The organism is Sphingobacterium sp. JUb56, from assembly GCF_014191365.1.
GTDB classification, from domain to species: Bacteria; Bacteroidota; Bacteroidia; order Sphingobacteriales; family Sphingobacteriaceae; genus Sphingobacterium; species Sphingobacterium anhuiense.
The window spans coordinates 2,216,805-2,230,746 of sequence record NZ_JACHWL010000001.1 but is presented as its reverse complement, the minus strand read 5'-3'; the positions used below and the strand labels follow the sequence as shown (position 1 = coordinate 2,230,746).

Genomic DNA, 13,942 nt, shown 5'->3' with positions numbered 1-13,942 from the left:
TGAAAAGCTGAAATAAATCCAATAGATCATATAAAATAAAACGCATAAAGCCATTCTGTCAAGAATGGCTTTAGATGTTTTATCCCTTCCTTACGGCTTCCCGTATTTTTTAATCAAACCGATCCTTTATTTTCGGGTTTTTAAAACAGTATTCATCATACACCATGATCGTTACCAGTACCAATACCATCGAGGGGAGAGAAGTCCTGCGTTATTTTGATCCTATATCAGCAACCGCTGTTATTGGAGCTAATGCTTTGAGTGAGATCGGAGCCAGCTTTGTCGATTTCTTCGGTGGGCGCTCCCGCAATTATGAAAACAAACTACAGGAGCTATATAAGAGCGTAGTCGAGTCTTTAAAGCAAAATGCACGTAGCTATAGGGCAGATGCCGTTATAGGCTTCAGCGTCAATATTGATGAGCTCTCGGACAAAGGAACACCGATCGTTTATGATTACCGCTATCGGTACTCCTGTATTGCTCAATGAAATTAAACATATACAAGCAGAAGCGGTAGGTGGAGATATCGATGGATCAGTTATTAAGAACAAAGTCAAAGCAAGCTTGATCATAGAACGCTATACCGGTATCTATACCATGGACAATACTACAGCCGAATTTATAGTCACATCCCGATTGACCGAATTTGTACCCATACTATTCAAAGCGATGAATGAAACAGGGGAGGATCAAGAATTCAAATACCGTCAATCCACGCTCTTCCGTTATTTTGATTTCCTGGACAAAGATCAAGCTATAGCCATACTCTATGGACAGTTGCTGTCCGATGATTTAACTCTTGCACAGTTTAAGATCATTAGCAAAGCTATCAGCAGTTCCAATCTTATCGATTACGATCAGGTGGAGAAACTGTTAGCAGGATCTTTATTGGCAAAAAAGGCAGCATTGAAGGTACTTTCCTTAGACAAAGACTGGTATTCGGCTCAAGATATTGCCTATCTACAGACATGGAAAGGAGAGGGCTTGGTACAGCTATTTCCAGAAGTAGTTACCGTTAAAGAATCAAAGGGCATGTTTTCTTCGGGCAAAGAAGTATGGGAATGTTTATGTGGCTATAGCAATAAGCTGGATGCTACAGTATGTAGCTCTTGTACCAAAGATAAACGAGGCTTCGGTTCTGAGGAATTAAAACCTGAAGCTGTGCAGAAACTGATTAATCGGAGATTAGATGTTATAGAAGGGATTTAATGTGGAAAAGAACTATTTTACTTTTTATTTATTCAAGCTGTCGGATTTCCTTGCCGACTGTTTTTAAACAGCAATAATAAAGAATTTGAAGTGAAAAAATCTAAAAAAGTTCAGATACTTCAGTCTGTAATTTATAAATACTCATCTATCTATTTGAAAATAGTGTTACATCTGAGATAAAGATATACTCTATAATAAGTGTAGAAAGGGAGTATGCGACTTGACTAACCTAAGCTCTCAATTTTATTTGCAAAACCAAGTTGATGAAAATAGAAAATTTTTTAAGCTAAATACATATTAGAAAAATAATGAATAAATTAAATATTCCTAATCGTTTCAAATTAATAGCAATTCGTCCACTAAAGGGAACTTCTTTAGAACTATTAAAAGGTCTTAAAGAAAATTGCATATATCAATTTTATAATGAATATACTTTTGAAGTAGGTGATGATATTGAAATAAAAAGTATTGGATATACCCCAACTGTACCATTAAATTTATATGGTGATAATATTAGTATCTCCGCTATTGTAGGCCAAAACGGAAGTGGAAAGAGTAGCTTATTGGAGTTGTTTTATTACGCTACTCTTTTTTGTAATAAAAAGCATTTGGATGCAAATAGTATTAAAGAATTAAATAGTGAAGTAAATATGGAAATTGTTCTTCTAAAGAATGATGAAACAATACAAATAATAAAGATTAGTAAAGAAGATATAAAGTCGAAATTTTATTTAAGTGAAGTTGATAATCAAGTAAAAGTTTATAAAAAAGCAGAAAAAAAAACTTTAAATAGTGAAGAATTTGATTTTTATACGAATGTTTTAAACTATTCTATTTATGGTCTTAATTCTAATTTAACTCCTTGGATCGATCTTATTTTCTACAAAAATGATGGTTATCAGTTACCAATTGTTATCAATCCATTTAAGGAATATGGAAATTATGATATCAATAAGGAACACATGTTAATGCAGTCGAGGGCTATATTTTATTCGTATGTTTTGGGTTTTAAACAAATTATTGAGCATATATACATTCATAATATATATTTTGAAATCGATATAATTAAAATTTTAAACATTAAAAATTCCAATGAATCGACGTATGGATCGTTGCAGGCTTTTTTGAATCTAAATGTTAGCGAACAAGTTTATAATGAGATTATATTTGATAAAAATACTATCAATCTGATTTCTTTAGATGTTATTAATAGTTTTATTGGTGATGTAGATACAGTGAAAATTAATAAAAACGATTATTGTAACGTTTTCTATAATTCAGATTTAAATAATTTAGATTTTTATAAGACATTAACATACTTATACATCTTTAAAAAAATATACAAAATATCAGAAACTTATAAGAAGTTTAAAAAGTATCATTTTTTATTTTCTAATAGGTTACCTTTTGGTTTTAATTTTAAAGATGCTGCTGCTAGAGAAGGTATTGAGCCAAATTTGGAAAGAGAAAAGGAAAATAATATTAATAGAGATACGATTTATGAACAAATAATGTTAGAATTATATTTAGATGTAGGCGAAAACGAAAAAAATCTAAGTGAGGAAGATTTATATTTTATTAAGTCTTCGTTTATGTCGTTTTATGCTGTTGCTCTTAATGATAATATTAGTAAACACCTATCTCATCTTACCTATGATAAATATAATGTTTTCAATAATATCGATCCTATAAAAAAGTTAGTTGAAGAGTTATTTAATGGTAAAGAATTTCGATGCTATTTGTTTTCTATTTTTATCCAGGAATTAAAAGAAGATAACAGTCATATTACTTTTAAATTAAAACAAGCTATTAATTATTTTAAACTTGACATTTTTAAAAGTATTAAAACTAAAGAAAGCAGGTTGATTCAAAATTCAAATGATTGTAAAGTCAATATCAGCATTGATAAAAAATATTTTAGAAACAGAAAAAATATTGAAGATATTCCATTAGCGGTTTTTACACATGTTTTAGAAGTCGTTAAAACAAAAGAAAAAAGGGAGAATAAAAGAAATGAATTAATAGAAAAGAACGAACTTTTTGCGTATCCGTATACATCTTTAAGTTCTGGTGAACAACATTTAATAAATTCTATTTTAACTATTGCTTACCATAATTATAACTTACTCTCTGTTAAAGATGGAAATGAATTGATAAAATACAGAAATATCAATTTAATTTTTGATGAATTAGAATTGTACTTACATCCAGAATATCAAAGGGTTTATATTAATAATCTGATAATTGTTTTAAGAAAAATTCAGCAGGTTACAAAGCAAAATGATATTTATTACAATATTTTAATGGTTACCCATTCACCTTTTATATTATCAGATATTCCTACTCAAAATATTTTAAAATTAAACGCCGGAAAACCTGCACCTGATAATGGTATCAATTCATTTGCTGCTAACATTTACGATTTACTAAAAGATGAATTCTTTTTGAAAAATGGGGCTATTGGAGAATATGTATCCGTTAAAATAAAAGAGGTGTTAGAAAAGGATGTAATTCATCAGGAAGATTTAGATTTTGTTAATCTTATTGGAGATCCTTTTCTTAAAGGAATTGTAAAAAAGCAAATTGAAGAAAAAACATCAATAGATGTTCTAGAAGATGAAATAAATAGATTACAAACAGTATTAAACCGAAAAAGATCTAGACATGCTAAAGATTAAAGAATATGATTTAGAAAGTCTAAATGCGAATTTAGATACTAAAATTAAAAAAATTGACGATTTAATAAAAACGGACTTGAAAAAGCTTTCAACCATTGATGTCGTTAAACCCTTTTTTACTGATTTACTTAAAATAGTTGATTTTGATAGTGATTTTTCTTTTATCAAAGCCCCTTTATCTATAATTGGAAAACTCAAAGAAATAAATACTAAAATAAAAATCTGCAATATAAAGCAATTTAATTCTAAATTATCTTTACCAAAATCTTCTTTCGCACAAAAAGAAATAACAGCTGATTTTACATTTAATAATATTATCGAACACATTTTTGGTTATTATTTAGAATCAAGAACACAAATATTAAAAAAAATTTTCCGTCAAATAAATTCTCAAAATTGTGTTTACTGTTTAGCCCAATACACCACATCGTATAGTGTTAATAATGGAAAAATTTATGTTAAGGGAAATTTAGACCATATTCATCCTAAAAGTATAAATGCATTAGTTAGTTTGAGTGTAAATAATTTAGTTCCAGTATGTGCTCATTGTAACCAAAGGAAATTGGATGCAGATTCATCAAAATTTAATTTTAATCCATTTGACTCTGAAGATACTCCTGTGTTTAAATTTAAAAATGTTATTACGATTAGTAATGGAGATGTTCAATTTAAAGATATTCAAGATTTAAAAATCGATAATATTAATCCTACTTTAGAAAAACGATTAGAATTGACATCTTTATATAAAGAATACAGATCACCAATTGAAAATTTATTAGAAAGATATAGAAAATTTAATTCTTCCTCCTATAAAGAACAAATTCAAAAATTAAGTAAGAATGGTATTTCAGATAATCTAGAATATTTTATCTCTGAAACACCCTATACAGACGGGAATATTCAAAATATTCCTTTGCACAAATTTAAAAGTGATTTCTATAGAGAGCTTGAAGAGTATAAAAAATCAGGAGAAATAAAATTAAGTTAATATATTATGAAATACGTCAAATTCAAAAATTAAATAAGAATGGCATTTGAACTATAAGATTTATTAACAGCATATAAAAAAGCGACGTCAATAAAATTTAAAATATGATAAACGAAATAAAAAATAAATACGAACACTTTTCGGACTCCTTAGTTTTAAAGCTCGTGTACAATATAGAAGATACATCAAAGAATATTGAGGTTATTATTAAATGTATGAATAAATTAAAAGATTGGGAATTTGAAACAATTAAGCTTTCTTTTGAAGACATAATTTTATTTCGCTTTATAGAAAAAGAAAATCAATCTAGTGTTTCTATAAATTCTGCACTTTTAACAAGTGAAAAAGGGGTTGTTACTTTTGATTTTTGTCCATTAGTATTTGGAAGGTCTGATTTAAAAGAAAATGAAAATTCTGATTTCAAAATTAAATGTAGAAAAGTTGGTTATGTACAAATAAAATAATGCCGCTAAGGGGGTAAGTTTCGGTGGGAATTTATTTTTAAACGAAAAATTTGGAATTACATCTACTAGGTTTGGAAGTTCAGCAGTAAATGCACAAGGAACATTAAATCAAGGATGAGGACTATTTAAAGCAGGGTGGTTTACTGGATAAAACTCTGCAGGAGAATGGGGATACAAGTTTAGAATTGGAATTGGTTCTAGTTCGGCAAATCCGAATATTGCGAGATTTCACATTTATGTTCCTAGAAGTTTTGTGCCAAATAGTTTTGCCAATCCGTCTATTCAAGTAAAGCGTTCACTTTTTAATCTCGGACTAAAACCTTAACCATGATCTATACTAAAGAAGTATCCGAAAAAGTAAATTTAGTAAATGGGGTACTGGATGAAATCAACGCCCTACATTTGTTTGAAAACCCTGATTTTTCAGTGGATGAAATGTCTATAGAATCTTGGCTTAAAATCAACTTAAATGACGGAGGAGGCCATAATAGGGTGCCACTAAGCTTAACGTTCACACAAACAGGCTTGGAAATTAGATTGGATAGAATAGCGGAAGCGATTGATTGGTCAGATAAAGATTTAAAGGAGTCCCGTTCCGCTATATCAACAATGCTTAAGAACCTATTCACAAGCCATGTACTTGTAGAGAACTACGGTTCATCTCGTACTTTAATCAGTTTGTTTGGTCAGGACGGGAAATGTACTAATAATTTCAAGTACATTGAAAGTTTTTCACTTAAAAGAAAGCGAGAAGACAGGCTTTATCATCCTATCTATTAACATAAATTGAATAAAAGTTTACGGAAGCCCTTGCAAAAAAAGCTTTGCTGATGGAAGAAATTAAAGAAGCAGTTGAATTCATCATGGTTCCCTAAAATATCAAACCTGAAGAACTCTCGAATTAGATGCAATAAAGTATCAACGATTGATGGGTACTTGGGAGAAAACTACTAACGATTTTAAAAATGGTGGTTCTATGCAAGTTTTCTGATTCAAAAGAAGTAAAGCCTGCTTTGAATGAGGCTTTACTTCTTTCTATATTTATTCTTCAACGATGGATGCATTTGGGGCATTATTCTTAACTGATGTAATGCCATTATCTCTGCTCGCTGTTGATTCGTACAATTCGCTATTTCCGATCACCTGCCCATTGCTGGATTTTAGGTTGAAATATGGTTTTCCGTTACTCGAAGTTTTCTTTTCATAACGACCATCAATTTGTGAATTTGTCTTTACAGAATCAATCCCATTTGTACAGCCAGCTTTAGTCGTGTACATTTCGCTGGACAGGATGGTCTGGCCATTGTCCGCTTTTAAATTAAAACTGACCGTTAGTAGCCGTTTTAATAATAAATTTTCCCATAATCTAATTTTTACATGAATATATCATAAATATATTTAAAAATCAACTGACTAGATAACTTTAGTCGGATTTTTATAAAAAATATTTACACGAACAAAGGGGGGCATCAAATATTTTTCACTTCAATCGTTATAAATTTCGTCATTCCCACCATTTGAGCGAATCGTACCAAAGAAATAATTAGAGGTCAATAAAAAAAAGATGAATTTAAAGAAAATACAGTAAGAGTATATTCTCAATCATCCTGAAGCTGTAAAAACTGCTAAGAGCAAAGCACAGCTCACTTTCAGACAGATTGCCGGTATACGAGAGTCAGCATTTAGTATTTCAAATTTATTTAGTATTAGCGAAGGGGAGCAAATCATTAGAGATGGTTTTGCTCGATGGCCAGATGTTATAGCAGGAGAGTTGGAGCTATTGAAGAGGAGATTGGTTGATTAATGAGTCGTTAGGTGATATTTTATCAGAAATAATAGGGTATCACAGTTTTTATTATAAAAGTCTCGTTTAATTTTATTCTTGAAACTGGATCAGAGTTCTTTTTACATTTTTATTGAATAATTTTGCCGCTCGTGGGAAATATTTATATTTATGTAATAATTGTTCTAAAGTATTATTTTTTTTTCTTAAATTGCTGTTTCAAAAAATAAATTTTATGAGCAGACAATTTGAAGATATGCAACAGGAAAAGCGAGATAGAAAAATCGCAGATCAGTTGGGCCTTACTTACGAGGAATTATGTAATACTACTTTTGATATTGAAGAGAATGTAGGGAATGATGATTATGTATATGGTTACTTTATTCGTTTTAATGAAAATTCCCCAAAAGAAATTCTTAATAAAATTGTTGAATTGAATAATTTCTGTGTAGATATTGATTTGAACGATGAACCAGAAGAAGATTATTTTGATTCACAAGATGATGGAAATGAATTGTTAACCGATGGAGAACAGAATATAGGTGAACAATTGTTATATGATCTTGCTGAAAAGGCAAAAATCAAAAGAAATCAAGAGAAGTAAGATTTGACTTATCCTTGTATCTATAAAAATGTGTATAATAATTATGTTTTAGATTTTATTATAATTCTAACCTTATACATGAGTCCACAATATAGTCTTTATGGAGGAATATTAAATGTTCCTCCATTCAAATGCCCATTAACACTACGGTTCGAATAGGAATGGACTGCAACAAAAAGTGAATATTAATTTTTCCAAATTCTTCTGGGAAACTACCTGCAGTATGTAATCTATGATTATAGCCAGTTTCTATATATAAAAAAATGATAATTGCTTTTTTGGGGGTATACCACGAACTGTGTCATAAAAGTTTCTATCTAGCTTGCGCCTACCAAATTTAATATATAGTTGTGATATAGTCAAGCCCAAATTGTGCATTGGCATCGTCCATTTCTTTGATATATCTTTTATAATCAGGTACAGTAATTTCATCAGTGCCTGTTCTGAATTGAATGCACCTTTGGTTTATTCATTCGTGCTAATTTTATAGGCATTCATGAGCTCGTTATGCTCGATTTGGTAACCTTTCGCACCTGATCCCTCGTATTCAAAATAAGTAGCAAGATTAGCCTAGTTATTTAATCATGATTTTGCAGCTAATGGATACTTTACTCCCCACTTTTCTTCAACCTGTAAGAGATTCTCATATCCGATTTCCTCATTTACGGCTTTATAGACTGTCTTTAGGTCTTCCATTAGTGTTTTTTTGTTTAAATACCATATACTGCTTCTGATCTGATGGGCGATATATAATTGTGCCTAGGGTTTTGTAAAAGATTGTCTCCATCGCTTTTGGAAATCCTTTCAGCGCATCAATACATGTTATAAAATATCCTCAACAACACTCTGTTTGAGATCGATTAGCAAATTTCACCAGAACTTTGCCCCTTAATTCTCGGAGCTGCAAGGGCTTGTCAAATCTTTTTCGCAGTCTATTGAGATATCATAGATAGCAAGGGATTCTATGGACAATTTTGAAGTACTTTATAATAAATGTAGTCTAAAAAATAAAATAATACATGTCTTTTGAATAACACAGTTTAAGTTATACTCTCACAATTTTTAAATGTCGAGCATTTTTGATTTTAATATAAAGTTACCATCTTGTTTTGAGAAACGTTCCTTAACAAAAGTTTGGAATGATTCTGGGAACTTGCCATATCCCGTAGTTAAAATCACCTGAAATTTTTCAATAGTCCCATCTTCTTGCTTACCAAGTTTAATTGCTTCAAGTAGTAGTTCTAGATTTTGATTAAGGTGGTCTGTATCAATTCCTGAATCTTCTGGTGTATCGATTAAAAGAAATCTTGGGTGCTTGACTGAAGGTAATTTAAGTGCTAGTGATAGCATCGTAAAGTAATACATCAATCTTTTTGGGACTTCACTGCTATGCGCTTTGTATTCTCGGTTATCAATAAATGGCATGTAATCCTCATCAATATGTGCTTCTGTACTTTCATATGAGGATTGAGATAGTAATGCGCTGTAGACTTTATTGAATAATTCGATTGTTTTTGCATTATTCAAATCATATTCAGTTTTTGCTTTATTATAATTAATCTGAGCGGTTTTAAGTTCTGCAATTTTAGTTTCAAGATCATCGAATAGTTTTTTCCATTGCGTACTTGTTCTAAGTGCATAGCCAATCTCCATCAGTTGCTCTTTTAGCTTTAGGATGCGGTCATTATAGTCATCAATTACTGTTGTATTTCCCGCAAATTCTGCTGTTTCGATCACTGTTTTTAGCTTTGAAGTATATTCTTCTATAAGTTTTGAACTTTTCTCTATATTTCTTGTTACTTCTCGAACATCCTCAGTATATTCTTCCTTGGCTTGGGTGATTGCTTTAATGCTATTTTGTCTGTGGGATAGGATGTCTTTGTATTCGCTTGAGTTGTAAACGAACTTTTCATAATCATCTTCCTTGAATTTGGAACCACATATACAGACTCCTTTGGCTATTTCCTTTTTGTTCATACAGAAAGGGCAGACTTCCATCGAAAACAGGTCAAGCCTGTCATGCGTGAAAATGATCTTTTGGATCTGCTGTATCTCTTCCAACAGTGTACGATGGACTTGATCGACCTTTATCTGTTCATTTTCCAATGATTTCAGAAGTATTCTTTCCCTTGAAGTCTTTAGTTCGAGATCTACAAGCATGGACTGTATACCTGCTAATTCTCCGATTTTATCATCTACAGTTGTTTCTCTCATCTGATAAGAGTCACGTTCCTCCTCAAGTTTTTTAAGAGAAGCATTAGTATCTACCTGACGTTGTTTTAGAGATTCAATGTTATGTACTGTTTCTTGAGTGGATTCATAATTTTGTAAGAGTGCTTTAGCAGCATCCCTTTTTTTTGTTGCGGCCTTTAATGCATCTAATTTTTTAAAGTATTCCACCGAAGAAATTCCTAAAAGAATTTCGAATATAGATTTTCTGATTATAATGGAGTCAGCGATAAAATTTTCTGCCACAGGCGATTTATAGATTTTTCTTGGCTCTGTATTCTGATCGTAGTTCAGTAGCCTAAAGAGGTCACTGAAATTAAAATACCAGTGGGATGCTCCAATATAAATTTCAAAGATTGGGATTCTAAATTTAGTCAATATCCAATCTGAAAAAATAGGTACGTCGCCTCTTCTATTGATGGGGTAAGTCTCGGTTATTATACCATTGTCCACAAAAACATCTTGCTTACCTATGAACCTTTTCAGTGAATAGGGAGCCTGATCGATCAGGATATCGATCTGCACATAGTTATTTGTATCATCTACTATTAGGGAGTATCGAGCATCTTCATGATCGTTCTCGAAGGGTTTTACTTTACCACCCAGTGCATACTCGATAAAATAGCTGAACGTACTTTTTCCAGAGCCATTGTCACCAAGAATAATATTGATTCCTGCGCCCAGTTCTGGTGATTCATAAGAATAATTTTCTCCTGAATACTTTACTTTTTTAACAATTAAACTCCCCACGTAAGTATATTATTATCATTAAATATTTTTTCAACTAAATTTTTTATTGTCATACTTCTGACTCTTGCAGTTAAAGTTTTTTTTAATTCTGCTACGTTAGAAATCTCATTTTCAAATATATTAGCATCAAAAAAATCCACAGGTATAAGTTCTTTATTTAACCAAAGGTCGATAGTTTGTGAAGATTTATTCATCGAGACATTGATGAGTTCTCTGTTTTTGAGTACAATAATCAAATGATGCAGCAATTTTTTCTTTATCTGAGCTTTATTATAGATATCAGCCAGGCGTTGTTTTTCAAATATGCTTGGTTTTCCACCCTCATTGACAAAATCGACCAAGTATGCAATTTTTCTAAAATCCCTGAATCTCCTTTCCTCGGTCGTACAGTCTAAAAATTTTAGTAAAACTATTGTGCTGTAAGCTAGGTAATTGTAGTCTTCCTTTTGGATAAACATCAATCTTTTTTTTGCTGAGCTTCTATTCTGTTGCATATAAACCTTCTTTATCGAATGAAAGATAACACTCATTGATTAGATCCAGAACAATCTTTCGCATAAGGTTATTATCAATTTTCGGGTATCTGTACATTTTGGATTTTATTTCAATTATTTCAATCGCGCTGTCCGTAAACTTTTGGATAAGACCTTCTATCTGTTCTTGAGTCAAAACTGTGCCAATATTGTCATCTACAAAATCTTCGAGTACCTCTTGACATTCCTCAAACAGACGGTACTTAATGGCACTCATGTCACGTTCCTGTATAAACTCGAGTTCAGCTTTTCCCAGTGCAAGCTGACGACATAATCTTTTCATCTTTGTTTCGGAAAAATCGGTATTTACGGCCAAGATCTTTTGCATAAGGTTTCTTTTGTCGGTAATGATAATTTCGTCAAACTTTTTACTTCCAAAAGGGTCTGCGAAAGAGTTTAATAGCTTTTGACAGATTTCAAGACCAATCAATGGGGCGATTTTTTCCATAGAACAGCATTTAATATCATCATTCAATGCTTCATCACCTTTTACATTTTTAAGTATACCTACCAAGAGGAGGCGTTTACCGTCGATCAAAAAAGCTCCGCTTCCGGACAGGCCTTTTGCATGATCACCGCCAGATTTGAAAGTGTCCTTATCAGCTAATGTTATACGAAATTCATTTCCGGATATGGCATTTTGAACCGTACTTTTAAAAGATCTGGATTCGTCTTTATTTATAAACTGAAATCCTGTAAAAATAACCTCATCATCGCGTTCGAAATTTATAGTGGTTGATATTTCAGGATGTAGGCCATCGTGATTTTCAAAGTTTACTTTGATGAGAGCCCAGTCATTTTTAAAATCCGAAGCAGTTATCGCGAGCACAGTGACCGGCGCAAAAGGCGCATTAAAAGAGGCCTGCTTTTCAATAATAATTTCATCAATCTGTATATTAGGATAAGCATTATTGTCACCGAAAACGCAATGATGGGCAGTAACTACATAGAAGCTATCACTTCCCTTGAGCAAAGTACCAGTTCCAAGGCTCACATAATTTCCATCGATCTTGAGAATAATACGAACACAGAGTCTATTTAATATATCTTCATTCATTTTCTAGAATGCATTTGTTTTCGATTAATTCCCAGTTTCCCACCTTAAAATCTTCCCCATGAACAAATTGTCCGGCTTTTGCAGCAATGCTTTCAAGCGGGTAATTCAGGTATACGGTGCGCTTATTAGCATAGTTGGATTTAACTCTCTCGGGGTGATGGATTATCCGTGCAATTGTTTCTCTATCGGGATGTGTATGGGATGAACTACCACCATTAGTGGAAATAATGAATTTATCACAGTCAATCATATCCAGAAGTTTATTTGTTGTATTATTTTTACTTCCATGGTGAGAAATTTTGACAAAATCCACTTTAAGTTTATTATCGGCTGAATATCCTTTGGCAGTCAGTGTTTCTTCCATAAAAATCGGATGAGCATCGCCAAGAAATAGGAAGGATGTGTCAAACGTCCTAAAAACAAAAGCTATAGAAGAGCTATTGAAAATATCTTTTAAAATTTGATTAGCGGGAGTATCATCTGCCAATGCTAAATCCTGGAGGGTGCCACGTTGAATCTGTGAAGGTTGTATTGCTGAAATATTCAGATCTTGCAATTTTTCAAGATACTCCTCACTGAGAGAGGGCCAATTCAAATAAAGCTGTTCTAGTATTTCCTGTGAGGGCGAAACAATCTCTACGGAAATACCTTCGGGCATTTTTGGCTCGACCCCTACTATAATATCCTCTTCCCATTTATCCTTAATATTGCCTTTGTCAATAAGTAGTTCTTCAAATGTTTTGGCATGTCCAGCGTGGATGTTATCACTGGTAGATGTAATCTGTATATTTTTTGAATTGAACCAGTATCTTTCTACCTGGCTAGGATTAAATAGTGCATTTTTAACAAATTTGATCAGACCGCCGATATGATCGTTATCTATATGGGTAAGGACTATGATGTTGATCATTAGAATTCCCCTTAATTCTCTGTGAAGAACTTCTTCAAAGGTTCCTGGAGGCCCACCATCAATAACAATATTAAATTCATTTGCCTGGCTGTCAAATGTTTTTACAATTATGGAGTCTCCGTGTTTAGCAGGTAGTATACGTACCTGCGTCCTGAGATTTTCGTTTAAAGGATGTTTCACTAAAAAACAGAGTTAATATGGTTATATTTTTATTCGTAATTTAACAATTAAAATCTATACCCGCAATATTGACATATAAATACTATAGATAATTACAAAATTTGGTATATCCTATACATATCCGTTGTGGAGTTACCTGCTTCATATTCTTGAAAAATATTAATAATTTAATATAATGAAAATTTGCTCTTTTCATTTTTTTAACAAACTAAATTTTCTGTTTTAAATTTATTTTAAAAATGGGAGATGTAAATCTAATTGGTTACGTCTTCCATTTAGACTCCATTGTAGCATTATCCAACTTGCACAGCCTTACCATACCTGATTTCAGCTATCTTTATCAACTTAAATCTGCATTTTCAGTCTCAATTTAATATTATTTTTAACATGTAGTTGTTGAAATACTCTTTATAAATCGCACAATTAATCTAAGAATTATATTGTGTGATACTCAGATTGCATCAAAAGTTAGTAAAATGTAAAGCTTTTCTTTTAGTGTAATGTTACAACAGGTCAAAGTCAAGTTACGTATGTTATCATATTTTTTTCAAAAGAAG

General features: G+C 31.7%; 12 protein-coding genes. 7 read left to right on the top strand and 5 right to left on the bottom strand.

Annotation, left to right across the window (positions count from 1 at the left end; all coding sequences use genetic code 11):
• The first annotated feature begins 164 nt into the window (after positions 1–164).
• The 6 genes from FHR29_RS09235 to FHR29_RS09210 all read left to right on the top strand — a co-directional run bounded on the left by FHR29_RS09235 (position 165) and on the right by FHR29_RS09210 (position 6,119).
• Complete coding sequence (locus tag FHR29_RS09235; protein WP_183914033.1) at positions 165–488, top strand: heavy metal-binding domain-containing protein; 324 nt, start codon at positions 165–167, stop codon at positions 486–488.
• The gene (locus FHR29_RS09230; RefSeq protein ID WP_183914031.1) at positions 451–1,209 is read left to right on the top strand and encodes a hypothetical protein; all 759 of its coding nucleotides are present in this window, start codon (positions 451–453) and stop codon (positions 1,207–1,209) included. The genes FHR29_RS09235 and FHR29_RS09230 overlap by 38 nt, the downstream gene beginning before the upstream one ends.
• A gap of 308 nt (positions 1,210–1,517) precedes the next feature.
• Positions 1,518–3,887, top strand: a complete 2,370-nt coding sequence (locus FHR29_RS09225; protein ID WP_183914028.1) for an AAA family ATPase — start codon at positions 1,518–1,520, stop codon at positions 3,885–3,887.
• Positions 3,874–4,875, top strand: coding sequence for an HNH endonuclease (locus FHR29_RS09220; protein ID WP_183914026.1), 1,002 nt, complete (start codon positions 3,874–3,876; stop codon positions 4,873–4,875). Before FHR29_RS09225 ends, FHR29_RS09220 begins: the two co-directional genes overlap by 14 nt.
• A gap of 215 nt (positions 4,876–5,090) precedes the next feature.
• Entirely contained in the window at positions 5,091–5,339 is a 249-nt protein-coding gene (locus tag FHR29_RS09215) for a hypothetical protein (protein ID WP_183914024.1), read from the top strand.
• A 327-nt stretch (positions 5,340–5,666) separates the two neighbouring features.
• Positions 5,667–6,119: a hypothetical protein gene (locus FHR29_RS09210; RefSeq protein ID WP_183914022.1), complete on the top strand. Its 453-nt coding sequence runs from the start codon at positions 5,667–5,669 to the stop codon at positions 6,117–6,119.
• 261 nt (positions 6,120–6,380) lie between these two features.
• Here FHR29_RS09210 and FHR29_RS09205 read toward each other — a convergent pair whose 3' ends face one another.
• Positions 6,381–6,710 (bottom strand): YegP family protein, encoded by a 330-nt coding sequence (locus tag FHR29_RS09205; RefSeq protein WP_409322011.1) that lies wholly within the window; start codon positions 6,708–6,710, stop codon positions 6,381–6,383.
• Between the two features lie 647 nt (positions 6,711–7,357).
• Between FHR29_RS09205 and FHR29_RS09200 the strand changes: the two genes are divergently transcribed.
• Positions 7,358–7,726, top strand: a complete 369-nt coding sequence (locus FHR29_RS09200; protein ID WP_183914020.1) for a hypothetical protein — start codon at positions 7,358–7,360, stop codon at positions 7,724–7,726.
• Between the two features lie 1,062 nt (positions 7,727–8,788).
• Here the strand turns inward: FHR29_RS09200 and FHR29_RS09195 are convergent.
• From FHR29_RS09195 to FHR29_RS09180, 4 genes are read right to left on the bottom strand one after another with little or no spacing between them, the layout of a single operon-like run.
• On the bottom strand, positions 8,789–10,705 hold the full coding sequence (locus FHR29_RS09195; RefSeq protein WP_183914018.1) for an ATP-binding protein: 1,917 nt from the start codon (positions 10,703–10,705) through the stop codon (positions 8,789–8,791).
• Complete coding sequence (locus FHR29_RS09190) at positions 10,693–11,163, bottom strand: hypothetical protein (RefSeq protein WP_183914016.1); 471 nt, start codon at positions 11,161–11,163, stop codon at positions 10,693–10,695. The genes FHR29_RS09195 and FHR29_RS09190 overlap by 13 nt, the downstream gene beginning before the upstream one ends.
• 22 nt (positions 11,164–11,185) lie before the next feature.
• The gene (locus tag FHR29_RS09185) at positions 11,186–12,295 is read right to left on the bottom strand and encodes a serine protease (protein WP_183914014.1); all 1,110 of its coding nucleotides are present in this window, start codon (positions 12,293–12,295) and stop codon (positions 11,186–11,188) included.
• Entirely contained in the window at positions 12,288–13,385 is a 1,098-nt protein-coding gene (locus tag FHR29_RS09180) for an MBL fold metallo-hydrolase (RefSeq protein ID WP_183914012.1), read from the bottom strand. The genes FHR29_RS09185 and FHR29_RS09180 overlap by 8 nt, the downstream gene beginning before the upstream one ends.
• Positions 13,386–13,942: the final 557 nt, after the last annotated feature.

Excerpts from the sequence above, each read along its gene's own strand:
- FHR29_RS09200 (WP_183914020.1), top strand. The coding sequence starts at position 7,358 with ATGAGCAGACAATTTGAAGATATGCAACAGGAAAAGCGAGATAGAAAA.
- FHR29_RS09225 (WP_183914028.1), top strand. The coding sequence starts at position 1,518 with ATGAATAAATTAAATATTCCTAATCGTTTCAAATTAATAGCAATTCGT.
- FHR29_RS09185 (WP_183914014.1), bottom strand. The coding sequence starts at position 12,295 with ATGAATGAAGATATATTAAATAGACTCTGTGTTCGTATTATTCTCAAG.
- FHR29_RS09235 (WP_183914033.1), top strand. The coding sequence starts at position 165 with ATGATCGTTACCAGTACCAATACCATCGAGGGGAGAGAAGTCCTGCGT.
- FHR29_RS09215 (WP_183914024.1), top strand. The coding sequence starts at position 5,091 with ATGAATAAATTAAAAGATTGGGAATTTGAAACAATTAAGCTTTCTTTT.
- FHR29_RS09210 (WP_183914022.1), top strand. The coding sequence starts at position 5,667 with ATGATCTATACTAAAGAAGTATCCGAAAAAGTAAATTTAGTAAATGGG.
- FHR29_RS09230 (WP_183914031.1), top strand. The coding sequence starts at position 451 with ATGATTACCGCTATCGGTACTCCTGTATTGCTCAATGAAATTAAACAT.
- FHR29_RS09220 (WP_183914026.1), top strand. The coding sequence starts at position 3,874 with ATGCTAAAGATTAAAGAATATGATTTAGAAAGTCTAAATGCGAATTTA.
- FHR29_RS09190 (WP_183914016.1), bottom strand. The coding sequence starts at position 11,163 with ATGTTTATCCAAAAGGAAGACTACAATTACCTAGCTTACAGCACAATA.